This is a genomic window from Georgenia sp. Marseille-Q6866 (assembly GCF_965111665.1).
On record NZ_CBCOOR010000014.1, the window covers coordinates 1 to 21,140 of the forward strand.

Here is a 21,140-nt window from a genome sequence, read left to right on the forward strand (position 1 = left end):
GTCGAGGGCTGCTTCGACCTCGTGCAGCCCCTCGGGACGCTGGTGGCGGACGTCGAGCAGCGAGCCGGGGTAGTCGACGCTCGTCGCGGCGACGTGCCCGATTCCCGCCATCTTCGCCAGCAGCGCCATCGGCAGCGGGCTCTGGTGGAAGGAGGTGAAGATGACCGCCCGGTCGTAGCGGCGCCCCGCGAGGGTCGCGACGAGCTCCTCGATCGCTGCGGGGTCGACCGCCGGCGGTCGGTAGCCGGACCACGGGGCCGCGACGACGAGCACGTCCCGCACCCCCGGCAGCAGCCGCGCGGCCGCGGCACCGGTGGGCGAGGCGAGGAGGTCGACGTCGTCGCGGGCGGCGAGGGCGCGGACGGCGGGCCCGGTGAGGAGGACGTCGCCGTCGTTGTCGAGGCGCACGGCGAGGGTCGTCACTGGTCCTCACCCGCCATCGCGAGGACGAGGTCGACGGCGGAGGAGAGGTCCGCGGCGACGTGCTCGGCCTGCTCGACCTCCTCCTCGCGGGTCACCGGCGTAGGGACGAGGACGGCGCGAGCGCCCGCGGCCCGGGCGGCACCGACGTCGGCGCCGATGTCCCCGACGACGACGCACTCGTGCGGCTCGACGCCCAGCGCACGCGCGGCGCGCAGCACCATCCCCGGGCCGGGCTTGCGGCAGGTGCAGCCGTCCTCGGGGCCGTGCGGGCAGTGCTCGACGACGTCGAAGGAGCCGAGGAGGTCCTGGACGCGCTCGTTGACCCGGCCGACGTCCTCGGCCGCGATGAGGCCGCGGGCGACGCCCGACTGGTTGGTCACCATCCCGATGAGCAGACCGCCCGCGCGCAGCCGACGCAGCGACTCCGCGGCGCCGGCCACGGTCCGGACCTTGGCCGGGTCCCCGTTGTACGGGACGTCCTCGACGATCGTGCCGTCGCGGTCGAGCAGGGCGGCGCGCACCGGCGGCGGCCACGCGGGCACGTCGCGGAAGCGGGCCGCCCCGTGCAGCCGGTGCCACACCGCCGACCACGGGATGGCCACGCTCGTCCACGCCATCCGGCGCCACTCCGCGGCCCAGCCCTCCTCGCCCGGGCGGGGCCCGGGCGCGATGCGGCGCGCGGCGAAGTCGATGGTGAGTCCCGCCCACGTCGTGGCGGCCACGGTGGCGGCGCGACGACGACCGGCAGCCGCGAGGAGCGCGGCGGCGCTCCCGGCGGCCACGGTGGCGACGTGCCACCGGAAGCGGCCCCGCCCGGTCCCGCCGATCTCCCGCCAGGTGGGGCCGTGCAGCGCCCGCATGAGCGAGTCGGAGGCCGAGCCCGCCTGCATGCGCAGGCTCACGGCGTCGTCCGCGGGACGGACCGGGTGGAGGATCTCGCGCTCGCCGCGGACCAGCTCCCAGCCGGCCTGCGTCACGCGCAGGGCGAGGTCGGCGTCCTCCCGGTAGGCGCGGGGGAAGCGCTCGTCGAAACCGTGGACCGCGGCGAGGGCGGCGCGGCGGTAGGCCATGTCCGCCGTCGCCCACAGGGCCGTCTCCAGCCCCGCGGTGTTGCGCTCCCAGTCGGTGGGCCGGCGGTGCTCGGGCAGGGGGGGGGTGATCCGGCCCTGCGTGGCGCCCGCCTGTGGCCCGGCGGCCGCGAGGTCCGCGGCCAGCCGGGTGGCCCAGCCGGCGGGGAGGCGCACGTCGTCGTCGAGGAAGGCGACCCACTCGGTGGTCGCAGCCCGCCAGCCCGCGTTGCGGGCGGCGGCGGGGCCGCGGCCGCCCGAGCGCAGGACGTCGATGGGGACGGCGGCGTCGGGCAGGTCGAGGGGCTCGGTGCGGTCCAGCGGGCGGTCGTCGACGAGGACGATGCGCGCCGGCGCCGGTCCGTCCTGGCGGAGCAGGTCGGTGAGGACCTCCCGCAGGGACGGTCGGCCGACGGTCGGCAGGACGACGGTGTAGTCGCTCACGCGACCGCCACCGCGGCGTCGTCCGTCACCGCCGCCCCGGCCGCCTCGTGGGCGTCGAAGAGCTGGGAGCGCCGCACGAGGTGGGGACCGAGGACGAGGAGGTCGACCGGCGCGGAGCCGAAGAGCTCGAGCGCGTCGCGGGGGTCGTCGACCATCGGGCGCCCGGCCGTGTTGAGGCTCGTGTTGATGACGACGGGCAGGCCGGTGCGCTCGGCGAAGGCCGCGATCGTCGCGCCCAGGCGCGGCTGACGCTCGGGGTCGACGGTCTGGATGCGCGCGGTGCCGTCGACGTGGACGGCGGCCGGGATCCGGTGGCGCCACTCCGGGCGCACGGAGTGGACGAAGAGCATGTAGGGGCTGGGGATGGGGCCGTCGGTGAAGATCTCCTCGGCGCGGTCGGCGAGGACCATGGGTGCGACGGGGCGGAACTGCTCACGGCCCTTGACGTCGTTGATGCGCTCGAGGTTCTCCTCCAGGCCCGGGTGGGCGAGCAGGGAGCGGTGGCCGAGCGCGCGCGGCCCGAACTCGCTGCGGCCGTCGAACCAGGCGATGACGCCGTTGCCGGCGAGCACCTCGGCCACCTGCTCGGGCAGGTCGTCGGGGGTGGTGAAGGGGACCTTCGCCGTCGTCAGCCACTGCGCGAGCTCGTCGTCGGACCACGCGCGGCCCAGGTCCGCGCCCGCGATCGGGCGCGGCTCGGCCCCGCGGTCCGCCGCCACCTGGAGGGCGGCACCCAGCGAGGTCCCGGCGTCACCGGCGGCGGGCTGGACCCACACGTCCTCGAAGGGGGTCTCGCGCCAGATGCGGGAGTTGGCCACGCAGTTGAGCGCGGTGCCGCCCGCCATCGTCAGGGCGGTGTCGCCGGTCTGCTCGTGGAGCCAGGTCGCGAGGTCGACGAGGACCTCCTCGAGGCGCGCCTGGACCGAGCAGGCGAGGTCGGCGTGGGGGCCGCCCCACGTGCCGTCGTCGACGCGCGGCTCCACCCACCGCGACCAGTCGGGGACGGGGGCCTGGAAACCGCCGTCGTCGGTGGCGTGGATGGTCTCGCGCAGCTCCTCGAGAAAGCGCGGCTTGCCGTAGGAGGCCAGGGCCATGACCTTGTACTCGTCGGAGGAGCGCAGGAAGCCGAGGTGCTCGGTGAGCGACTCGTAGAGCAGGCCCAGGGAGTGGGGCAGCTGCTGCCCGGCGAGGGTCTCGAGCTTCCCCCTGGTGTAGCGGCCGGCGAGGTGGGAGGCGTGCTCGCCGCGGCCGTCGAGGACGAGGACGCTCGAGCTCGCGTGCGGGGAGGCGAGGGCGCCGGAGGCGGCGTGCGCGACGTGGTGGGGGACGAAGACGACCTTCTCGGGGTCCAGGCCCGGCAGCGTGGCGGCGAGGAACTGCGGCGCACGCTCGGCATAGGTGAGGCGCAGGTGGTCCCACGGGTCGTCCAGGCCCATCTCGTGCGCCGGGCGCGCGAGGGAGGGGTCGAAGGAGTAGGCGACGGCGTCGAGGTCCTTGGGCTCCAGGCCGGCCTCCTTGAGGCACCAGCGCATCGCCAGCTCGGGTAGCTCCCAGGCCGAGAACGGCACGGGACGCTTGCCGTGCTTGCGGCGGCTGAAGCGCTCCTCCTCGGCCGCGGCGACCACCTTGCCGTCGATGACGAGGGTGGCCGAGGGGTCGTGGAACAGCGCGTTGACGCCGAGAACTCGCATACCTGCCTCCTGGGTGGTCCAAGTCACCTATAGGTGATTCGCTGCTCACGCTGCCCGAGAGAAGCACTTCTCGCACTTCGACAAGGAGGCCCCGCCCGTGACGACCACCGAGACCGCCCCCGTCCGCACCGCAGAGCTCGCCGTCCACCTGGTGGATGGACGGGTCGCGGAGGCCACCGGGTCGCGGCGCCTGCGCCGTGAGGACCCGAGCGGCTCGGGAGCGGTGTCGACGCTCGTGCCGGCGACGGCGGAGGAGGTGTCCGCCGCGGTCGACGCCGCCTGGCGGGCACGCTCTGACTGGCGCCGTACGGCACCGGCGGAGCGCGCGGCGGCGCTGCGCGCGGCCGCGGCCGCCGTCCGCGCCGACGCCGACCGGCTCGGCGCGCTGCTCACCGCGGCGACCGGCCGGCTGCTCGGCCAGTCGGTCGAGTCGGCCACCGTGGCCGCCGACCTCCTGGAGGAGGCGGCGACGACGGGCCTCGGCCCGGCCGGCCGCACGCTCGCCGGGGCCACGGCGGCGCTGGACGTCGTGCGTCGCGAGCCGCGCGGCGTCGTCGCCGTCATCACCCCCTGGAACGACCCGTTCCCGGCCGCCGCAGGCCTGCTGGCCGCCGCGCTCGTCACCGGCAACACCGTGGTGCACAAGCCCTCGGAGCGCTCGGCAGTGCCGGGCTGGGAGATGGCCCGGCTCATCGCCGACGCGCTGCCCGCCGGGGTCCTCAACATCGTCAACGGCGACGGCGAGACCGGTGCCGCGCTCGTCGCCGACGAGCGGGTGGCCCTCGTCGCGCACGTGGGCTCGACGGTGGCCGGCCGGCGCATCGCCGCCGTCGCCGGGGGGCGCGGGGCGAAGGTGCTCCTCGAGAACGGCGGCGCGGACGCGATCGTCGTCGACTCCGGTGTCGACCCGCGGTGGGCGGCCGAGCAGATCGCGACCGGCGCCTTCACCAACACCGGGCAGATCTGCACCTCCGTCGAGCGCGTCTACGTCCACGACGACGTCGCCGACGCCGTCGTCTCCCAGCTCGCCGACGTCGCCCGCGACCTCGTCGTCGGGGACCCGGCCGACCCGGCCACGACGCTCGGTCCCCTCGTTGACGCCGAGCAGCGTGCCGTCGTCGACGGCCACGTGCGCGCGGCGCTGGACGCCGGCGCCCGGTGCGTCACCGGCGGCGCGCCGCTGGACCGGCCGGGCAGCTTCTACCCGCCCACGGTCCTCGACCACTGCCCGCCGGACGTGGACGCCGTCGCCGAGGAGACCTTCGGGCCGGTGGCCGCGATCGTGCGCGTGCCCGACTTCGACACGGCCCTCGCGCTCGCGGGGGAGAGCCGGTACGGGCTGGCCGCCACCGTCCTCACCCCGGACCTCGGCCGCGCGCTGCACGCCGCCGAGGAGCTGGAGGTAGGCACCGTCAAGGTGAACGGCGTCTTCGGTGGCGCGCCGGGCGGCTCGGCCGACCCGCGCCGCGACAGCGGCACCGGCGCCGGCTACGGCCCGGACCTGCTCACCGAGATGACCGTCCTCAAGACGGTGCACCTCGAGGCCCCGGGCGCCTGATCCCGCCTTCCCCCCTTCCGCCCGAGTACGCACGGACGGTCACCGCGGCGCCCTTCCGAGGGCCGCTGGGTGACGGTCGGTGCGTACTCGAGTAGCTAGCCGTAGCGGCGGGCGGTCGACTCGCGCTGGGAGCGTTCGAGCGCCTGGAAGTGCGCCTCGGCGTGCGCGGGCAGTACCCGCCGCTCGCTGAGCACCCAGGGCGCGCCGCGCAGCGCGGCGAGCACGCCCTCGAGCGCTGGGCGCGAGCGCAGCTGGCCGAGCACCACCGCGGTGCGGCGCAGGGCGGCGGGCAGCGGACGGCGCAGCCAGGTGAACCACAGGGTGTTGCGCACGCCGTCGCGCAGCCGCTTGGTCGTGTCCCGCGCCGTCGAGGCCTGGTGGTGGACGGTGGCGGTGGACAGGTAGCACAGCTCCCACCCGACGGCGGCGAGGTCCGCGGCGAGGAGCTCCTCCTCGCCGCCGAGCCACAGGCGCGGGTGGAAGCCGCCGACGCCGAGGAACGCGGTGCGCCGCACGACGGACGCGCCCGCGAGGAAGCTGCCGAGCGCCGGCCCGGGCAGACCCGGGCGCTGCCCCTGGACGGGGGAGTCGCGGAGCTCGGCGACGATCGGGTCCTCCGTCCCGGCGGGCTCGACGACGATCCGCGCGGTGAGGACGGCGACGTCCGGGTGGGCGTCGAGGGCGTCCGCCGCGGCCGCGAGGCTGCCCGGGTCCCACCACGTGTCGTCGTCGCAGAAGGCGACGTAGGGGGTGTCGAGGAGCTGGACGCCGAGGTTGCGGCCGACCGCGCCGAGGTTCCGGCGGCTCTCGAGGAGCGTCACCCACGGGTGGTCGCGGCGCACCGCCTGTGCCGTCCCGTCGCTCGAGCCGTTGTCGACGACGACGACCGGCGGCGCCTCGGGCAGCTCACGCAGCAGGCGCAGGGTGCGGTCCAGCTCGGTCCGCCGGTTGTGGGTGATGACGACGACGCCGACACGCGGCTCCGGTCCGGGTGCGCTCATGCCACCCATTGGAGCCCCACCCGTCGCCTCGCGCGAGCGAGGCGCCGCGGGCCGAGCCCGGCGGAATGGGCCGCGACGGCGCCGCGTTGCCCCGGCATGACGGACTACGGCCACGACCTCCTCTTCGGCTCCTTCATCACGCCGACCAACGCCTCACCCGAACGGGTCGTCGCCCTTTCGCAAGCCTCGGAGGCCGCCGGCCTCGACCTCGCCACCTTCCAGGACCACCCCTACCAGCCCGCCTTCCTCGACACGTGGACCCTGCTGTCCTACGTCGCCGCGCGCACGGAGACGATCCGGCTCGCGCCGAACGTTGCCAACCTGCCCCTGCGCCCGCCCGCCGTGCTCGCCCGGGCCGCCGCCAGCCTCGATCTCCTCAGCGGCGGCCGGGTGGAGCTCGGCCTGGGCGCCGGCGGCTTCTGGGACGCCATCGAGGCGATGGGCGGCACCCGACTCACGCCCGGTGAGAGCGTCACCGCGCTCAGCGAGGGCATCGACGTCATCCGCGCCGTCTGGGACACGAGCACCCGTGAGCGCCTCGTCCTCGACGGCGAGCACCACCGCCTCGACGGCGCGAAGCGCGGTCCCGCGCCCGCCCACGACATCGGCATCTGGGTCGGTGCCTACAAGCCGCGCATGCTGCGGCTCGTCGGCCGCCAGGCCGACGGCTGGCTGCCCTCCCTCGCCTACCTCAAGAGCCTGCAGGACCTCGCGGACGGCAACGCGGCGATCGACGAGGCCGCCACGGCCGCCGGCCGTGACCGCCGCGCGGTGCGCCGCCTCCTCAACATCGGCGGGCAGCTCACCGCCCAGCGCAGCTCGCGCCTCCTCGTCGGCCCGCCCGAGCAGTGGACCGAGCAGCTCGCCGCCCTCGCCCTGGAGCACGGCGTCAGCGCCTTCATCCTCGACGGCGACGACCCCTCCGCCTACGCCGTCCTCGGCCGGGAGGTCGCCCCCGCCGTCCGTGAGCTCGTCGCGGCGGAGCGCGCCTGATGGACTACGGACACCCCCTCCAGCTCGGCGTCCTCCTCCCCGCGACCACGGCCTCCGTCGCGCTCGCGGTCCGCGCCGAGGAGCTCGGCCTCGACCTCGTCGCCCTCCCGGACGGCGACGCCGGCCACGAGGCCTGGACGCTCCTGTCCTGGGTCGCCGGCCGCACCCGGCGCATCGGCCTGGTCCCGGCCCCCCTCGGCACGACGGCGCGGCCCCCGGCCGTCGTCGCCCGGGCCGCCGCCAGCCTCGACCTCCTCAGCGCCGGACGCCTCACCCTCGCCCTCGACGGCGAGCCCGCCGGCGCGCTCGAGGAGGTCGTCGACGTCGTCCGCGGCACCTGGGACGCCGCCGCCCCCACGCCGCTGACCTACCGCGGCGAGCACCACCGGCTGTCCGGAGCCCAGCGCGGCCCCGCACCGGCGCACACGGTCCCCGTGTGGCTCGCGGGCGGCGGACGCGAGGCCCTCGACCTCGTCGGCCGCGCCGCGGACGGCTGGGTCGTCCCGCCTGCCACCACTCCCGCCGCGCTGCGCGACGGCAACGCCCTCGTGGACGTCGCCGCCACCTCCGCCGGACGCGACCCGCGGGAGGTCCGCCGCGTCCTCACCATCGACGCCGCCGGCAGCCTCGCGGACCTGCTCGCCGCCGTCGTCGACGACGGCGTCGGCACCCTCCTCCTCGCGACCGACGACGCCGCAGCGCTCGAGCGCTTCGCCCGCGAGCTCGCCCCCGCCCTGCGCGCGGCCGTCACCGCGGAGCGGGAACGCCGCGGCACCGCGCCCGCCCCCACGCGCAGCAGCGCCGTCCGGGCCGCCCGCCGGCCGGGCATCGCCTACGACGACGTCCCCGCGGCGCTCGCCGGCCACGCCGTCGAGCCCGGTGACGCCCGGTACGCGAGCGTCCGCTCCACCTACCTGCGCGGCGGCTCGCCCGGCCTCGTGCTGCGCCCGGGCACGGCCGAGGAGGTGGGCCAGGCGCTGCGCTTCGCCCGCGCCCAGGACGTGCCGCTCTCGCTGCGCAGCGCCGGCCACGGGATCAGCGGCCGCTCCACCAACGACGGCGGCATCGTCCTGGACCTGTCGCGGATGAACCGCATCGAGCTGCTCGACGACGGCGAGCGGCTGGTGCGCCTCGGCCCCGGCGCCCGCTGGGGCGAGGTCGCCGCCGCCCTGCAGCCCTACGGCTGGGCGATCACCTCCGGCGACTACGGCGGCGTGGGTGTCGGCGGCCTCGCGACCACGGGTGGCATCGGTTTCCTCGGCCGCGCCCACGGCCTGACGATCGACCACGTCCGGGCGGTGGAGATGGTCCTCGCCGACGGCAGCGTCGTCCGGGCGAGCGAGGACGAGAACCCCGACCTCTTCTGGGCGGCCCGGGGCGCCGGCTTCACCGTCGGCGTCGTCACCGCCTTCGAGCTGCAGGCCGCGGAGGTCGGCGACGTCGGGGTGGCCCAGCTCGTCTTCGACGCGAGCGACACCGCCGACTTCCTCACCCGCTGGGGCGCCGCCGTCGAGGCCGCGCCGCGCGAGCTGACGAGCTTCCTCATGATGGGCGCCCCGCGGGGCGGGCAGCTCGTCGCGCAGACGACGACCGTCATCGACTCCGCCGACCCTGCGACGATCCTCGCGATGCTCCAGCCCTTCGCGCAGATCGCCCCGCTCGTGGGGCAGTCCGTCCAGGTCGCGCCCTACGCCGCGGTCGTCGCGACGCCCGAGGCCGCGCACGCCGGGCAGGGCGAGCCGGTCACCCGCTCGGGGCTGCTCGAGCACGTGACGCCGCAGTTCGCGGCCGACGCGGAGCGGCTGGTCCGCTCCGGGCACACCTTCTTCTTCCAGATCCGCGCGATGGGCGGCGCCACCGGGGACGTCGCGCCCGAGGCCACGGCCTTCGCGCACCGCTCGGCGAACTTCTCCGTCGTCGCCTTCGGGTCCAGCCGCCGCACCCTCGACGCCGTGTGGGACGGGATCCACCACCACACGGTCGGGCTGTACCCGAGCTTCGAGACCGACCCGCGGCCCGAGCGGCTCACCGAGGCCTACCCGCCGGCGCACCTCGAGCGCCTGCGCGCCATCAAGCGCCGCCACGACCCGGACGGCGTCTTCCGGGACAACCACGACATCGCCCCGTGACAGACGTGCGGGGCCCGGGAAGTCCCCGGGCCCCGCACGCTGGTCTGGTCAGGCGGCGCGGATGAACGCGTCGGGGTCGACGACGGCGAAGTCGGGCACGCGGACGTCCCCGGCCACCTTGGCGCCGTCACGCAGCCGCGCCCCACGCCCGACGACGGCGCGCCGGCCGACGTGCGTGTTCTTGCCGATCCGGGCACGGGCGGCGACGACGGCCTCGCGGTCCACCCAGGCACCGTCGTCGAGGTGCGCCTCGGCACCGACGCGGGCGCCGGGGTCGACGTAGGCGGTGGGCGCGACCCACGCGGTCGGGTGCACCTTCGCGCCGCGCTCGACGAGCCCACCACCGTTGGGGTGCTGGACGTAGCGCAGCATGGTGCCGTCGTCGTCCTCGAACTCGACATGCTTGCGGCGGGCCACGGTTCTCCTCCCGGGTACGGGTCCTGCTGTCACTAGGCTCAACGGGCGCGACCGCCGCAGGATTCCAGCTGCGGGGCCGCCCTGGCTGTGAGATTCGCCTCCTACGTCGGTGCCGGCGAGCGCGTCGACGAACCGTGGCGGCAGCAAGAGCGGAGGCTACCGGCGCTCCCGCGCTGGCGGACGCGTTCCCGGTGTCGCACCCTGGCCGGGACGGGCGGCGCGTGGTCGCCGGACGAGGGGAGAGCGATGGTCGACGTCGTCGTCGTGGGGCTGGTCTGCCGGGACATCGTCGTGACCGTGGAGGAGCTGCCGGCCAGCGGCTCCGCGCCGGTGGGGACGCGGATCGAGACGCTCGGCGGGGCCGCCAACCAGGCCGTCGGCGCCCGGCAGCTCGGGCTGAGCGCCGGCCTGGTGGGCGTGGTCGGGCAGGACGCCGCCGCCGACCTCGTCCTCGAGCAGGCCCGCCGGGACGGGATCGACGTCTCCGGCGTCGTCCGCCGCGGCACCACACCGCTCGTCGTCGGCGTCGTCGAGGCCGACTCCACCCACCGGCTGCTCGAGCACGTGCCGGACGGGTCACTGCTCGCCCCGGCGGACGTCCGCGCCGGCGCCCCGCTCCTCGGCGCCGCCCGCGCCGTCGTCGCCGACCTCCAGCAGCCCGACGACGCCGTCGCCGAGGCGGTCCGCCTCGGTGCCTCGGCGGGTGCACTCGTCGTCCTCGACGGCGCACCGGACGAGCCCGACGCGCTCGCCGACGTCTGGGACGGGGTCTCGGTCCTGCGCGCGGACGACGACGAGCTCGCCGCCTACGTCGGCACGGTCCCCGAGGGGACGGACGCCGTCCTCGACGCGGCCCGGGAGCTCGTCGCGAGCGGGCCGGGCGTCGTCGCCCTCGGTGCGGGGGAGGCCGGCAACGTCGTCGCCTGGCGCGGCGGGGCACGCGTCTTCCCGCGGCTCGGGCAGGACCCCGTCGACGCGACGGGCGGTGGTGACGCCTTCGTCGTGGGGCTGGTGCGCGCCCTGCTCGACGGCGCGGACGCGGAGACCGCGGGGTGGTGGGCCTCGGCCGCCGCCGCGCTCACCGTGACCAGGCTCGGCGGGCGCCCGGACCTCGACGCCGCGGCGGTCGCCCGGGAGGCCGAGCGCGCCGCCGCGGGCTGACGGTCCGACGTGCGGGCCGGTGGGACCGGTGGCAACCTCGTGCGACAGGGGAGGGTCCCGGGAGCCCGCGAAGGAGAACGCCAGTTGAGCAGCGCCGTGATGTCGTACGCCCCGACCGAAACCGTCACGGGAACGCCGGCGCTGCCCGTGACGCCACGCGGTGAGGTGAGCGCGACGCTCCTCGACGTGCTGCTCCGCGGGGCCGACCCGGAGACGCTGGAGAACCTCGGCCGCGCCGCGGCCGCCCGCACCACCGACGCCGTGCGTGACGACGACATCCAGCTCAGCCTCTTCCTCCTCTACGCCCTCAGCTACGGCACCTTCGACCAGCTCGGCGCCGAACACGAGTGGACCCCCGAGCTCGTGCGGCTGCGCACCGACCTTGAGGACGCCTTCGAGGCCGCCCTGCGGGAGCAGGTGACCGTGCCGCCCACCCCGGAACCGCGGGTCTCCGCCGTCGCCGACGCGCTCTTCGCCCTCACGGCCGAGCCGAGCGGCCCGTCGCTGGCCAAGTTCGTGGCGAAGAAGGCGAGCTACGAGCAGATCGTCGAGATGCTCGTCCAGCGCAGCGTCTACACGCTGCGCGAGGCGGACCCCCACACCTGGGCGATCCCGCGGCTCACCGGCCGCGCCAAGGCCGCGCTCGTGGAGATCCAGGCCGACGAGTACGGCGGTGGCCACCCCGACCGCGTCCACCAGTCGATCTACGCCGCCACCCTGCGCGGGATGGGGCTGAGCGCGGAGTACGGCACCTACGTCGACCACGTTCCCGCGATCACCCTCGCCTCCTTCAACGTCATGTCGATGTTCGCGCTCAGCCGCCGCTTCCTCGGCGCGATCGTCGGGCACCTCACCGCCTACGAGATGACCGCCTCGATCCCCTGCCGCCTCTACGCCGACGGGATGCGCCGCCACGGCATCCCCGAGGAGGTCACCCATTACTTCGACGAGCACGTCGAGGCCGACGCCGTCCACGAGCAGATCGCCGCCCGCGACCTCGCCGGCGCGCTGGCCGAGGACCGCCCCGAGCTCACCGCCGACATCATGTTCGGCGCGGCTGCGTGCCTCGCCGTCGACGGCGCGATGGGCGACCACATCCTCCAGGCGTGGAAGGCCGGGACCTCCTCCCTCGTCCGCCCGCTGACCGTCGAGGACGCCGCATGACGGACCGGGAGGAGGGCGTGACGATCACCGCCTACCCCAACGGCCCGCTCATCGTGCGCGGGGACGTGACGATCCTCGACGTCGAGGGCCGGGCGATGCCCCGCACCCGCAAGACGGTGGCGCTGTGCCGCTGTGGGGCCTCGACGATCAAGCCGCTGTGCGACGGCAGCCACAAGCTCGTGGGGTTCTGCACGGAGGAGCCCGCGGGCAAGTCCTGACAACACGAGCGGGCGACGGCGGGGCGCCGGTAGCGTCGGGCCATGAGCATCGCGCTGCCCGACTCCGTCACCGCCGCCGAGGGGGAGGGCGGCCTGCCCATCCTGCGGGTGGCCACCGCCCTCGCCACCGGGGAGGTCTACCTCCACGGCGCGCACGTCACCGCGTGGACACCCGCGGGGGCCGACCCCGTCCTGTGGGTGAGCAACGCGTCCCGTTTCGTCCCGGGCGAGGCGATCCGCGGCGGCGTCCCGATCTGCTTCCCGTGGTTCGGGGCCGGCCGCGAGCCCGGCCTCGCCCCGCCCCCGCACGGCTTCGCGCGGCTGGCACCGTGGCGGCTCGTCGCCGCCGAGGAGGACGACGGCGGTGCGGTCACGCTCACCCTCGAGCTCACCGACGCGGACGCCGCCGGTGTGCCCGCCGCGCAGGCCTGGCCCCACGCCTTCACCGCCACCTACGCCGTCACCTTCGGTCGCGAGCTCACCCTGGCCCTGACCGTGGAGAACACCGGCGAGGGCGAGATCTCCTACGAGGAGGCGCTCCACACCTACCTCGCCGTCGCCGACGCCCGGACGACGACGGTCCAGGGCCTCGACGGCGCCACCTACCTCGACAAGGCCCCCGGCGGGGGACCGGACCACGTCACCCAGCGCGGGGACGTCACCTTCACCGCCGAGACGGACCGCGTCTACGACAGCACCGGGACCGCCGTCGTCGTCGACGAGTCGGCCGGCCGCCGGATCGGGATCGAGAAGGAGGGCTCCGCCAACACCGTCGTGTGGAACCCGTGGGTGGACAAGGCCGCCGCCATGCCCGACTACGGCGACGACGAGTGGCCCTCGATGGTGTGCGTCGAGACCGCCAACGCCCTCGCCGCCGCGATCTCCCTCGCGCCCGGTGAGCGGCACACGATGACCGCCCGCTACGCCGTCACGCGGTAGGCGGGTCGCCTCCCGCCGGGCAGGTACCGCCCCCGGCGGCGGGAAGGGGACTCTGTCGGGGGACGTTAGATTGATCCACCAGGCGGATCAATCTAACGTCCCGCGAACACGCCCCCTTCCCGGGCGGATCGGCCGCTTCACAGCCAGCCCCGCTTCTCACCCGGCGCTCTCGGTCGCGGCTTGCGCCCGTATCGTGTGCCGGCCGGGGCGACGAAGCCCTCGGCAGTCCACTCGGGCTGAGGACCGCAGGCCCCGGTCCCGAGGAACTCGTGAAACACCCACCACTGTGGGCCGCCGGCGGCGACCACGCGGAGCTTGTGCACCTCCCGGTTCGCGGGGAAGCGGCGGCCCGAGCGGTCGCGAGCCCGCAGGTCAGTGGCGTCCCATGCCGTGACCGGATGCCCGTCGGCGTCGACGACTGCGAGCGAGTACGGGGACCTGGCGAGCAGGCTCACGACGGTGCCGAGCGTGGACGACAGCGCTGAGCGTTCGACCCGCGCGATCGTCGCCTGAGGGACGCCCACCAGCTCCGCCAGAGCCCGCTGACTCAGGCTGTGCTCGCGCCGGTAGGCCCGGAGGGCAAGGCCGACCTGCTCGTCGACGGGGACAGGCTCCGCGGGGCGCTCGTACTCACGCATGCCGCCCACGGTGCCCCGCCTGTCGGCTGGCGCCGGTGGCCCGGGCACGCACATGGGGACAGGGGTGTGCACACTGGCCCCTGTGAGGGAGCGTGGAACTGAGGCACACACGGAGGTGCGCGAGGCGACGCCGGACGCACTGCCGCTGCTCGAGGCCACGCTGCCCGGGAACCACGCCCAGCAGCTCGCCAACGCCGCCGCGGGCCGGCGCACCTTCCTCCTCGCCTGGTGCGGCGAGGAGCCGGTGGGGACCGTCGTCGTCCGGTGGACCGGGGTGCCCGTCGAGGGCCACGGGGCCGTCCCGGAGATCGGGTCGCTCGAGGTCGTGCCGGCGCGGCGCGGGGAGGGCATCGGGAGCCTGCTCGTCGCCGCGGCCGAGCAGCGGGTCTGCGAGCGCGGGGGCGCCGCGGCCGCGATCGTCGTCGCGGAGGACAACCGGGACGCCCGCCGCCTCTACGAGCGGCTCGGCTACCGCGACACCGGTGCGCTGCGCTCCCTCGACGGCGGTGCGGGGCTGCTGCTCGTGCGCGTGCTCGGCGGCTGACGGGCTCAGCAGGCTCCCTCGAGCACCCGCTCGGTCAGCATCTGGTCGGCCGGGCACGGCTCGGGTGCGCTGAGGGCCGCGGCGCGGGCCCTGGCCCGGCGGTGCAGCACGAGCAGGCCGGCGGTGAGGACGACGGCCGCGAGCACGACCCAGCCCGCGCGGCCGAGCGAGCTCGCCACGACCGGCAGGGCCTGGCCGGCCAGGCCGCCGGCGGCGAGCCACAGCGCGGCCCACAGGAGGCTGCCCGCGACCGAGCCGGCGAGGAAGCGGCCGTAGCGCATCCGGGCGGCGCCCGCGGCGGCCGGCATGAGCGTGCGGACGAGGGGGAGCAGCCGGCTGACGACGAGCGCGGTCGCGCCGCGCCGTCGGGCCAGCCGCGCGGCACCGTCCCAGTGCACGGTGCCCATCCGGCGCACCACGCGGGACCCGCGGAGCTGGGTGCCGTAGCGGCGCCCGACGACGTAGCCGACGTGGTCGGCCGCCGAGGCCGCGAGCGTGACGACGACGAGCGCGAGGACCACCTGGACCGGGGTCTGCGCAGCCGCGCCGAGCACGAGCACGGCAAGCTCGCCCGGCACCAGGACCCCGAGGCCGAGAGCGGACTCGGCCAGGGCGAGCAGGGCAGTGAGGGCGAGGAGCACGGGGCTGAAGGCCTCGGGCAGCGCGGTGATGAGGTCCACCATGGTTCCAGCAGATCGTGAGCGGGTGGGTCGTCGGTATCCGGGGTGACCCTGGTCCGACCCTGGAGTGCCCTCAGGGGCGTGGTCAGGGCCGCCCGCCCAGCCTGGTGGCCGGCGCGCGCGGCGGACAACGGATTTTCGTCAGCGGCGCCGGCGGCCGGGCCAGCCGAAGGTCGTGCGCGGCTTGCGAGGCCGGCTCGGGGCAAGGTGCTGGACGAGGGCGAAGTCGGCCATCGTGCGCCCCGAGCTGTGGGCGGCGAGGTCGTGGAGCAGGTGCGGTTCCATGACGGTTCCTCCTCTCAGTGGGTCGGGCGGCCGGCGCGCAGGGCGAGCGCACCGGCGGCGAGGACGCCGGCGATGGTGACGGCGACGAGGACGCGGTAGTCGACGACGCCGACGACGGCCGCCGCAGCGAGCGTGACGAGGGTCTGCGGCAGGTTGAGCGCGATGTTCGTCGCCGCGGACACCCGTCCCTGCAGCCGGGCCGGGGTCATCCGCTGACGCAGGGTGATGAAGGCGACGATCGCCCACGGCACGCCCAGCCCGAGGACGGCGAGGCCCGTCGCGGCGAGGGGGAGGGTGACGGCTGCGGGGGCGTCGAGGGCCCCGACGAGGAGCAGCGGCATCATGCCCAGCGCCATGGTGCCGAGCCCGAGGGCGACGGCCAGCGGCTCGCCGAGGCGGCCGAGGACCCGGGCGGCGGTGAGCCCGCCGACGACGGCTCCGACGCCCTGGAGGCTGACGAAGACGCCGAGCAGGGCCGGGTCCACGTCCAGTCCCTGCTCCATGAGCGGGAAGACGGCGACGTTGACGAGGCCGGTGGCCCCGGTGGCGACGGCGAGGGCCACCGTGAGCGCGCCGAGCGGTGCGGTGGCGAGCAGGTGGCGCAGCCCCAGGGACAGCTCGGACCAGAAGCGGGCGCCCGTCGACGGCTCGGGCGGTGTCTCGACGACCTCGACCCGGGTGAGGAGCGCGGCGGTGGTCGCGAAGCACGCCCCGGTCAGCGCGATGACGGCGAGCGGGCCGGCCGCCACGTACAGCGCCGTGCCGAGGAGCGGGGAGACCAGACGGAAGGCCTGGTCCACCGTCGAGAGGAGACCGTTGCCGCCGGGCAGCTCGTCGTCGTCGAGGAGGTCGCGCACGAGGCCGGACTGCGCCGACGCGGTGACGTAGCCCATCGCGCCGTAGACGAAGGTGACGGCGTAGACGAGCCAGACGTCGTCGGCGTCCCGGACGAGGGCGAGGGCGAGGACCGCGGGCACCATGACCGCGTTGCCCGCGGCCAGCAGCGACCTGCGGGACACCCGGTCGGCGAGCTGGCCGATGAAGGGGGCGAGGAGGGTCGGCAGGCCGAGGGCGACGAAGACGGAGGCGGCGGCGCCGTCCGAGCCGGTGAGGTCCTTGACCCAGACGGCGAGCATGAGCCACAGGGCGCTGTCGGCCGCGTTGGTGAAGACCCACGCGACCGTGAGCTGCCGGAACCCGCGGCGACTCAGCGCGGCCGGACCGCGGCGACGCTGCGGGGTGGTGGCGAGCTGGGTCATCGGTCCGTCCTTCTCTCGGCTGATGCCACCGAGAGTAGACGCTAAAGAACCCTTGCACAAGACATCTTGCACAAGATGTGTTGCGCGGTCGGGACGAGGGCGTGCCACAGCCCCCACCGCGTGCGGAGGAGGCGGGAGCGAGGCCCTCAGGCCTGCGGCGTGGGCGGCTCGGAGAAGATCGTCGACATGACGCGCACGCGGCGCGCGCCCTCGGGGCGCTGAGCGGGGTCGTCCCGCTCGTCGAAGCGCGCGAGCAGCTCCTGGATCTGGTCAGCCACCTCCGCGGCCTCGGCCGCGGTGGCCCAGAAGCTCCCGCCCATGAGCCGGGTCGCCTCGAGCCACTCCGGCGGCTCTTCGCTGAGCCGCTCCACCGCCGCCCACAGCCCCTGGGCGCGCTGCTCGAAGGTGAGGCGGGCCAGCTCGACGGTCGCCTGGACCGAGCCCGGGACCTCGGGGTCGATCTCCGTGGCGTAGCCGCCGCGGGAGACGGCCCTCCAGGGCTTCTCCCGGCCACGCGCCTCCGCGCGCTCGATGAAGCCGTACTTCTCGAGCATCCGCAGGTGGAAGGAGCAGCTCGCCACGGACTCCCCGGTGAGCTCGGCGCACTCGGTGGCGGTGAGCTCGGTGCGCTCCCCGAGGAGGTCGAGCAGACGCAGCCGCAGGGGGTGGGAGAGCGCGCGGATGCGCTCGGGCTCGTTGATGAGCTGCTGCTCGCGCGCTGCCATGCGGCCACCTTAGGCGCACCTTGCGCAAGGAACCTTGTGTCATCGCCGTCGCCCCCGTCAGCGGGTGGCGAGGGCGACGGCGGTCAGGGTCGGGGCAGCGACACCCAGCGTGGTGCTCACGGCCAGGGTGGCGCGGTGGCGGCGTGCCGGTGAGCGACGGGCACGGTCGGCCGGGACGCGCTGGCGACGGGTGAAGTCGTCGAGAGTCGTGCCGACGCTGTGGGCGGCGAAGCTGTCGAGCAGGTGCGGGTCCATGGGACGTCCCTCCAGGCGAAACGGACATTCCCCACGCTAGGAGGCGTACCGGACACCGGGTGTCCGCTGCTCCCGCCATGATGTGGACGTGGACTCCTCACGGCGCATGCTCGAGCTCCTCAGCCTTCTCCAGCTGCGGCGCGAGTGGCCGGGCAGCGAGCTCGCCGAGCGCCTCGGCGTCAGCGACCGCACCCTGCGCCGGGACGTCGACAAGCTCCGCGAGCTCGACTACCCGGTCCACGCCGTCAAGGGCAAGGGCGGCGGGTACCGGCTCGGCGACGGCGGCCGGCTGCCCCCGCTGCAGTTCCTCAGCGACGAGGCGGTGGCCGCCGCGATCGCGCTCACCACCGCCGCGAGCAGCAACGTCCACGGCGTCGGCGAGGCGGCGCAGCGGGCGCTGGGCAAGCTCGAGCAGGTGCTGCCCTCCCGGCTCCGCACGCGCGTGCAGCGGCTGGGGGCGAGCGTCGTCCACCTCCCCGGCCCGTCCCTCGTCGAGCCGGAGGTCCTCATGACCGTGGCCGGCGCCTGCCGCGACCACGTGTGCCTGCGCTTCGACTACGTGCGCGGCGACGGCACCGAGTCCCTGCGCGAGGTCGAGCCCTACGGCCTGGTCACCTGGACCGGTCGCTGGTACCTCGTCGCCTGGGACGTGCACCGGGAGGACTGGCGCACCTTCCGCGTCGACCGGCTCCGCCCGCGCATCCCCCTCGGCCGCCGCTTCACCCCGCGCCAGCTGCCCGGGGACGACGCCGGCTCCTACCTCCTCGGGCGGGTGCGCGACCTGTGGCAGGAGAAGGCCGTCGTCCTCGTCCACGAGCCCGCCGACAGCGAGGTCATGCGGCGCTGGGCGGGTGAGGGGGAGGTCCGGCCGGTCGACGCGACGAGCTGCCGGCTGCTCCTCGACGGTGACAGCGTCCAGTGGCTGGCCTCCGCCCTGGCCCAGCTCGAGGCCGACTTCGTCGTCGAGTCGCCCGAGGCGCTGCGCCACCACCTGCGGGAGGTCTCGGCGCGCCTGGCCCGGGCGGCGACGGCTCAGACGGAGACGAGCCCGGTGGCGCTGAGCGCGGAGTAGACGCCGAGCAGGAGGATCGCCACGCCGCTCACCGCGAGCGCCGTCACGGCGAAGCGCCCGCCGCGTAGCTCCGGCTCGACGTACCGCGAGCGCAGGTACCAGGCCGCGACGGCGACGGCCGCGAGGAAGATACCGCCGGCCACCCCGCCGACGAGGATCATGACGAAGGGCGAGGAGATCCACAGGTAGGTGAGCAGCCAGACCAGCGGCAGCGCGACGATGAAGACCCGCATCCAGCGGTTGCGCCGGCGGGCGTCGGCCCAGTCGAAGACCCCGACGATGCTCAGCGCGTTCGCCCACGACCGCGACCACGAGGGCACCGCCGCCCAGATCGTCGAGCCGAGTGCCGCCAGGGCACCGACGAGGTAGAGGATCCGGCCCCACTCCCCGAGCACGCTCTCGTAGGTGTGCGAGAGCACCTCGATCATGTCGTTGCCCTCGGGCGCGAGGCCCTGGGGATGGAGCACGGCGGCGCCCATGACGTAGAAGGACATCGTGCTCACCGTGTAGATCACCCAGGCGACGATCGCGTCGCGCTGCATGACGGCGATCCACCCGCGGGCACGGCGCCGGTAGTCGGCCGAGCCGTCGTTGGGACCCGACCAGCGGGCGTAGCCCTTCTCCAGGCACCAGTAGGTGTAGGCGGTGATCTCCTCGGAGCCGACGCCGGTGAGCCCGAACATCGCGACGGCGACGCCGACGGCACCCGCCGGGAGGGACAGGGACAGGCCGGAGGCGAGGTCCCCCGCGGAGTAGGCGTACTCGGTGGCGGGCAGGCCCAGGGCGATGACGAGGGTGACGACGACGAAGGTCATCGTGAGGAAGACGGCGACCTTCTCGATGAGGTTGTACCTGTTGGAGTACAGCGTGACGATCGCGAGCACGGTGACGACGACCGCCCAGATCGTCAGGGACGTCGGCTCGAGGGGGCCGGACCCGATGGGCAGGAGGATGCTCAGCGCGGCGGCCATGCCGCCGATGAGCCCACCGGTCTGGATGAGCTTGGAGACCGCCATGAGGGCCCACATGACGAAGACCCAGCCGATGTTGCCCACCCGCGGCGGGACCCGCGTGTAGCCCTCCATCCCGCCCAGCCCGGTGACGATGGAGTAGCGGGCCATCTCCACCTGGACGGCGACCTTGACGAGGGTGGAGAAGATGACGAGCCAGAGCAGGACGAAGCCGGCCTCGGCCCCCAGGGCCGTCGCGGTGATGAGCTCCCCGGCGCCGACGATGGACGCCGAGACGATGAGGCCGGGGCCGAAGAAGCGCAGCGAGCCGCGCCACGTCGTGGGCGGTTCGCGCACGCCGTCGGGATCCAAGCGGTACGGGTCCCCGACGGCGACCGAGGCCTCGGGCGCAGGTGCGGGTCGGTCGGCCATGACACCCCCTTCGTCGGTCCTGCGCACACAGTAGGACCGACCGTGGACACCCGCTCCTCCACGGTGCGGGGGCGCGGCGGGCGAGGGGTACGGTGCAGCGGTGAGCGAGTCGCGCGGTCCCCTCGTGCCTGGGCCGGCCGCCCCGCTCGTGCTCGGGGCCGCCGTGTCGGTGCAGTTCGGCTCGGCCGTGGCGGCTCTCGTGTTCCCCGCGGCGGGGCCCTCCGGGGTCGTCGCGCTGCGCCTGGCCTTCGCGGCCCTCATCCTCCTCGCCGTCCTGCGTCCGTCGCTCCGCGGCCGCACCCGGCGGGACTGGGCGCTCGTCGTCGCCTTCGGGCTGGCGCTCGTCGCGATGAACAGCCTGCTCTACCACGCGATCGACCGGATCCCGCTGGGTCCGGCGGTGACGCTGGAGGTGCTCGGCCCGCTCACCCTCTACGTCGTCCTCGGCCGGCGCCTGCGCAACCTCCTGTGGGCGGTCCTCGCGCTCGTCGGCGTCGCCGCGCTCGGCGGGGGGAGCGTCAGCGGCCTCGACCCGGTCGGTGTCCTCCTCGCGCTGGGCGCGGCGGCCGCGTGGGCCGCCTACGTCGCCGTCGGCGCCCGGGTGGCCCGCGCCTTCACCGGCGCGCAGGGGCTGGCCCTGGCGCTCGCGGTGGGCGCCGTCGTCGCCGTCCCGCTCGGCGTGGGCACCGCGGGAGCTGCGCTCCTCGACCCGCGGGTCCTCGCGCTCGGAGCGGCCGTCGCGCTGCTCTCCTCGGTCATCCCCTACTCCCTGGAGATGGCCGCGATGCGCCGGGTCACGGCGGGGAACTTCGCGGTGATGATGAGCCTGTACCCGGTCATCGCGGCCCTGGCGGGCTGGCTCGTCCTCGGCCAGCGGCTCGGGCGGCTCGAGCTCGTCGGCATCGCGCTCGTCGCCGTCGCCACCGCCGGGGCGACGAGCGGGGCGCGCGCCGTGACACCGCGTCCGAGCGAGGACGGCCCGTCCGCCCCACCGACCGCTGGGTGACGATGTCGGTGCCGGGCGCTAGCGTGTCCCCCGCCACCACCCCGGTGCCCCCGTGACGGCGTCGTCGCGGATGGTTACGACGAAATGAG

The 21,140-nt window shown here is 75.4% G+C and carries 21 protein-coding genes and 1 pseudogene; 10 read left to right on the forward strand and 12 right to left on the reverse strand.

The features are described from left to right. From ACWPXV_RS12405 to ACWPXV_RS12415, 3 genes are all read right to left on the reverse strand, one after another. A partial coding sequence (locus ACWPXV_RS12405) for a glycosyltransferase family 9 protein (RefSeq protein WP_454085501.1) occupies nucleotides 1-423 on the reverse strand: 423 nt, incomplete at its 3' end. Next, nucleotides 420-1,934, reverse strand: a complete 1,515-nt coding sequence (locus tag ACWPXV_RS12410; protein ID WP_454085502.1) for an HAD-IIIA family hydrolase — start codon at nucleotides 1,932-1,934, stop codon at nucleotides 420-422. The genes ACWPXV_RS12405 and ACWPXV_RS12410, both read right to left, overlap by 4 nt. After that, entirely contained in the window at nucleotides 1,931-3,625 is a 1,695-nt protein-coding gene (locus tag ACWPXV_RS12415) for a carbamoyltransferase family protein (RefSeq protein ID WP_454085503.1), read from the reverse strand. Before ACWPXV_RS12415 ends, ACWPXV_RS12410 begins: the two co-directional genes overlap by 4 nt. Nucleotides 3,626-3,722: 97 nt before the next feature. Between ACWPXV_RS12415 and ACWPXV_RS12420 the strand changes: the two genes are divergently transcribed. Beyond that, nucleotides 3,723-5,183: an aldehyde dehydrogenase family protein gene (locus ACWPXV_RS12420; protein ID WP_454085504.1), complete on the forward strand. Its 1,461-nt coding sequence runs from the start codon at nucleotides 3,723-3,725 to the stop codon at nucleotides 5,181-5,183. A 95-nt stretch (nucleotides 5,184-5,278) separates the two neighbouring features. On the opposite strand, the gene ACWPXV_RS12425 is transcribed toward ACWPXV_RS12420, so the two are convergent. Continuing rightward, a complete protein-coding gene (locus ACWPXV_RS12425; RefSeq protein WP_454085505.1) occupies nucleotides 5,279-6,193 on the reverse strand; it encodes a glycosyltransferase family 2 protein in 915 nt (304 codons plus the stop codon). Nucleotides 6,194-6,280: 87 nt separating this feature from the next. Here ACWPXV_RS12425 and ACWPXV_RS12430 point away from each other — a divergent pair. Both ACWPXV_RS12430 and ACWPXV_RS12435 read left to right on the forward strand, forming a co-directional pair. Further along, nucleotides 6,281-7,174, forward strand: a pseudogene (locus ACWPXV_RS12430) (LLM class flavin-dependent oxidoreductase); the annotation flags it as partial. A gap of 2 nt (nucleotides 7,175-7,176) precedes the next feature. Further along, nucleotides 7,177-9,306 (forward strand): LLM class flavin-dependent oxidoreductase, encoded by a 2,130-nt coding sequence (locus tag ACWPXV_RS12435; protein WP_454085506.1) that lies wholly within the window; start codon nucleotides 7,177-7,179, stop codon nucleotides 9,304-9,306. A gap of 48 nt (nucleotides 9,307-9,354) precedes the next feature. Here ACWPXV_RS12435 and ACWPXV_RS12440 read toward each other — a convergent pair whose 3' ends face one another. Continuing rightward, nucleotides 9,355-9,723 carry a transferase gene (locus ACWPXV_RS12440; protein WP_454085507.1) on the reverse strand — a complete coding sequence of 123 codons (369 nt, stop codon included), beginning with the start codon at nucleotides 9,721-9,723 and terminating at the stop codon, nucleotides 9,355-9,357. 246 nt (nucleotides 9,724-9,969) lie between these two features. Here ACWPXV_RS12440 and ACWPXV_RS12445 point away from each other — a divergent pair, with 246 nt between their 5' ends. The 4 genes from ACWPXV_RS12445 (at nucleotide 9,970) to ACWPXV_RS12460 (ending at nucleotide 13,205) form a co-directional block, all read left to right on the forward strand. Then, nucleotides 9,970-10,884 carry a PfkB family carbohydrate kinase gene (locus tag ACWPXV_RS12445; protein ID WP_454085508.1) on the forward strand — a complete coding sequence of 305 codons (915 nt, stop codon included), beginning with the start codon at nucleotides 9,970-9,972 and terminating at the stop codon, nucleotides 10,882-10,884. A gap of 99 nt (nucleotides 10,885-10,983) precedes the next feature. Next, complete coding sequence (locus tag ACWPXV_RS12450) at nucleotides 10,984-12,048, forward strand: iron-containing redox enzyme family protein (RefSeq protein ID WP_454085590.1); 1,065 nt, start codon at nucleotides 10,984-10,986, stop codon at nucleotides 12,046-12,048. Further along, nucleotides 12,045-12,266 carry a CDGSH iron-sulfur domain-containing protein gene (locus tag ACWPXV_RS12455; RefSeq protein WP_454085509.1) on the forward strand — a complete coding sequence of 74 codons (222 nt, stop codon included), beginning with the start codon at nucleotides 12,045-12,047 and terminating at the stop codon, nucleotides 12,264-12,266. The genes ACWPXV_RS12450 and ACWPXV_RS12455 overlap by 4 nt, the downstream gene beginning before the upstream one ends. A 42-nt stretch (nucleotides 12,267-12,308) precedes the next feature. Next, the gene (locus ACWPXV_RS12460; RefSeq protein ID WP_454085510.1) at nucleotides 12,309-13,205 is read left to right on the forward strand and encodes a D-hexose-6-phosphate mutarotase; all 897 of its coding nucleotides are present in this window, start codon (nucleotides 12,309-12,311) and stop codon (nucleotides 13,203-13,205) included. A 137-nt stretch (nucleotides 13,206-13,342) separates the two neighbouring features. Here ACWPXV_RS12460 and ACWPXV_RS12465 read toward each other — a convergent pair whose 3' ends face one another. After that, nucleotides 13,343-13,843 (reverse strand): helix-turn-helix domain-containing protein, encoded by a 501-nt coding sequence (locus tag ACWPXV_RS12465; RefSeq protein WP_454085511.1) that lies wholly within the window; start codon nucleotides 13,841-13,843, stop codon nucleotides 13,343-13,345. 82 nt (nucleotides 13,844-13,925) lie between these two features. Between ACWPXV_RS12465 and ACWPXV_RS12470 the strand changes: the two genes are divergently transcribed. Next, complete coding sequence (locus tag ACWPXV_RS12470; RefSeq protein WP_454085512.1) at nucleotides 13,926-14,387, forward strand: GNAT family N-acetyltransferase; 462 nt, start codon at nucleotides 13,926-13,928, stop codon at nucleotides 14,385-14,387. 5 nt (nucleotides 14,388-14,392) lie between these two features. Here ACWPXV_RS12470 and ACWPXV_RS12475 read toward each other — a convergent pair whose 3' ends face one another. From ACWPXV_RS12475 to ACWPXV_RS12495, 5 genes are all read right to left on the reverse strand, one after another. After that, nucleotides 14,393-15,070: a DedA family protein gene (locus ACWPXV_RS12475; protein ID WP_454085513.1), complete on the reverse strand. Its 678-nt coding sequence runs from the start codon at nucleotides 15,068-15,070 to the stop codon at nucleotides 14,393-14,395. A 138-nt stretch (nucleotides 15,071-15,208) separates the two neighbouring features. After that, on the reverse strand, nucleotides 15,209-15,352 hold the full coding sequence (locus ACWPXV_RS12480; protein ID WP_454085514.1) for a hypothetical protein: 144 nt from the start codon (nucleotides 15,350-15,352) through the stop codon (nucleotides 15,209-15,211). Nucleotides 15,353-15,366: 14 nt separating this feature from the next. Next, the gene (locus tag ACWPXV_RS12485) at nucleotides 15,367-16,611 is read right to left on the reverse strand and encodes an MFS transporter (protein WP_454085515.1); all 1,245 of its coding nucleotides are present in this window, start codon (nucleotides 16,609-16,611) and stop codon (nucleotides 15,367-15,369) included. Between the two features lie 146 nt (nucleotides 16,612-16,757). Further along, nucleotides 16,758-17,336 (reverse strand): winged helix-turn-helix domain-containing protein, encoded by a 579-nt coding sequence (locus ACWPXV_RS12490; protein ID WP_454085516.1) that lies wholly within the window; start codon nucleotides 17,334-17,336, stop codon nucleotides 16,758-16,760. A gap of 57 nt (nucleotides 17,337-17,393) precedes the next feature. Continuing rightward, nucleotides 17,394-17,591: a hypothetical protein gene (locus ACWPXV_RS12495; protein WP_454085517.1), complete on the reverse strand. Its 198-nt coding sequence runs from the start codon at nucleotides 17,589-17,591 to the stop codon at nucleotides 17,394-17,396. Between the two features lie 106 nt (nucleotides 17,592-17,697). Between ACWPXV_RS12495 and ACWPXV_RS12500 the strand changes: the two genes are divergently transcribed. After that, the gene (locus tag ACWPXV_RS12500) at nucleotides 17,698-18,663 is read left to right on the forward strand and encodes a helix-turn-helix transcriptional regulator (RefSeq protein ID WP_454085591.1); all 966 of its coding nucleotides are present in this window, start codon (nucleotides 17,698-17,700) and stop codon (nucleotides 18,661-18,663) included. Here the strand turns inward: ACWPXV_RS12500 and ACWPXV_RS12505 are convergent. After that, on the reverse strand, nucleotides 18,624-20,045 hold the full coding sequence (locus tag ACWPXV_RS12505) for an Nramp family divalent metal transporter (RefSeq protein WP_454085518.1): 1,422 nt from the start codon (nucleotides 20,043-20,045) through the stop codon (nucleotides 18,624-18,626). The genes ACWPXV_RS12500 and ACWPXV_RS12505 overlap by 40 nt on opposite strands. A 100-nt stretch (nucleotides 20,046-20,145) precedes the next feature. On the opposite strand from ACWPXV_RS12505, the gene ACWPXV_RS12510 reads away from it, so the two are divergent. Next, the gene (locus ACWPXV_RS12510) at nucleotides 20,146-21,051 is read left to right on the forward strand and encodes an EamA family transporter (RefSeq protein ID WP_454085519.1); all 906 of its coding nucleotides are present in this window, start codon (nucleotides 20,146-20,148) and stop codon (nucleotides 21,049-21,051) included. Nucleotides 21,052-21,140 lie beyond the last annotated feature (89 nt).

What these genes read in the sequence shown, in the direction of transcription:
- ACWPXV_RS12495 (WP_454085517.1), bottom strand. Translation starts at nt 17,591, where the DNA reads ATGGACCCGCACCTGCTCGACAGCTTCGCCGCCCACAGCGTCGGCACG.
- ACWPXV_RS12445 (WP_454085508.1), top strand. Translation starts at nt 9,970, where the DNA reads ATGGTCGACGTCGTCGTCGTGGGGCTGGTCTGCCGGGACATCGTCGTG.
- ACWPXV_RS12425 (WP_454085505.1), bottom strand. Translation starts at nt 6,193, where the DNA reads ATGGGTGGCATGAGCGCACCCGGACCGGAGCCGCGTGTCGGCGTCGTC.
- ACWPXV_RS12500 (WP_454085591.1), top strand. Translation starts at nt 17,698, where the DNA reads ATGCTCGAGCTCCTCAGCCTTCTCCAGCTGCGGCGCGAGTGGCCGGGC.
- ACWPXV_RS12475 (WP_454085513.1), bottom strand. Translation starts at nt 15,070, where the DNA reads ATGGTGGACCTCATCACCGCGCTGCCCGAGGCCTTCAGCCCCGTGCTC.
- ACWPXV_RS12450 (WP_454085590.1), top strand. Translation starts at nt 10,984, where the DNA reads ATGTCGTACGCCCCGACCGAAACCGTCACGGGAACGCCGGCGCTGCCC.
- ACWPXV_RS12435 (WP_454085506.1), top strand. Translation starts at nt 7,177, where the DNA reads ATGGACTACGGACACCCCCTCCAGCTCGGCGTCCTCCTCCCCGCGACC.
- ACWPXV_RS12415 (WP_454085503.1), bottom strand. Translation starts at nt 3,625, where the DNA reads ATGCGAGTTCTCGGCGTCAACGCGCTGTTCCACGACCCCTCGGCCACC.
- ACWPXV_RS12505 (WP_454085518.1), bottom strand. Translation starts at nt 20,045, where the DNA reads ATGGCCGACCGACCCGCACCTGCGCCCGAGGCCTCGGTCGCCGTCGGG.
- ACWPXV_RS12460 (WP_454085510.1), top strand. Translation starts at nt 12,309, where the DNA reads ATGAGCATCGCGCTGCCCGACTCCGTCACCGCCGCCGAGGGGGAGGGC.
- ACWPXV_RS12480 (WP_454085514.1), bottom strand. Translation starts at nt 15,352, where the DNA reads ATGGAACCGCACCTGCTCCACGACCTCGCCGCCCACAGCTCGGGGCGC.
- ACWPXV_RS12490 (WP_454085516.1), bottom strand. Translation starts at nt 17,336, where the DNA reads ATGGCAGCGCGCGAGCAGCAGCTCATCAACGAGCCCGAGCGCATCCGC.
- ACWPXV_RS12465 (WP_454085511.1), bottom strand. Translation starts at nt 13,843, where the DNA reads ATGCGTGAGTACGAGCGCCCCGCGGAGCCTGTCCCCGTCGACGAGCAG.
- ACWPXV_RS12485 (WP_454085515.1), bottom strand. Translation starts at nt 16,611, where the DNA reads ATGACCCAGCTCGCCACCACCCCGCAGCGTCGCCGCGGTCCGGCCGCG.
- ACWPXV_RS12455 (WP_454085509.1), top strand. Translation starts at nt 12,045, where the DNA reads ATGACGGACCGGGAGGAGGGCGTGACGATCACCGCCTACCCCAACGGC.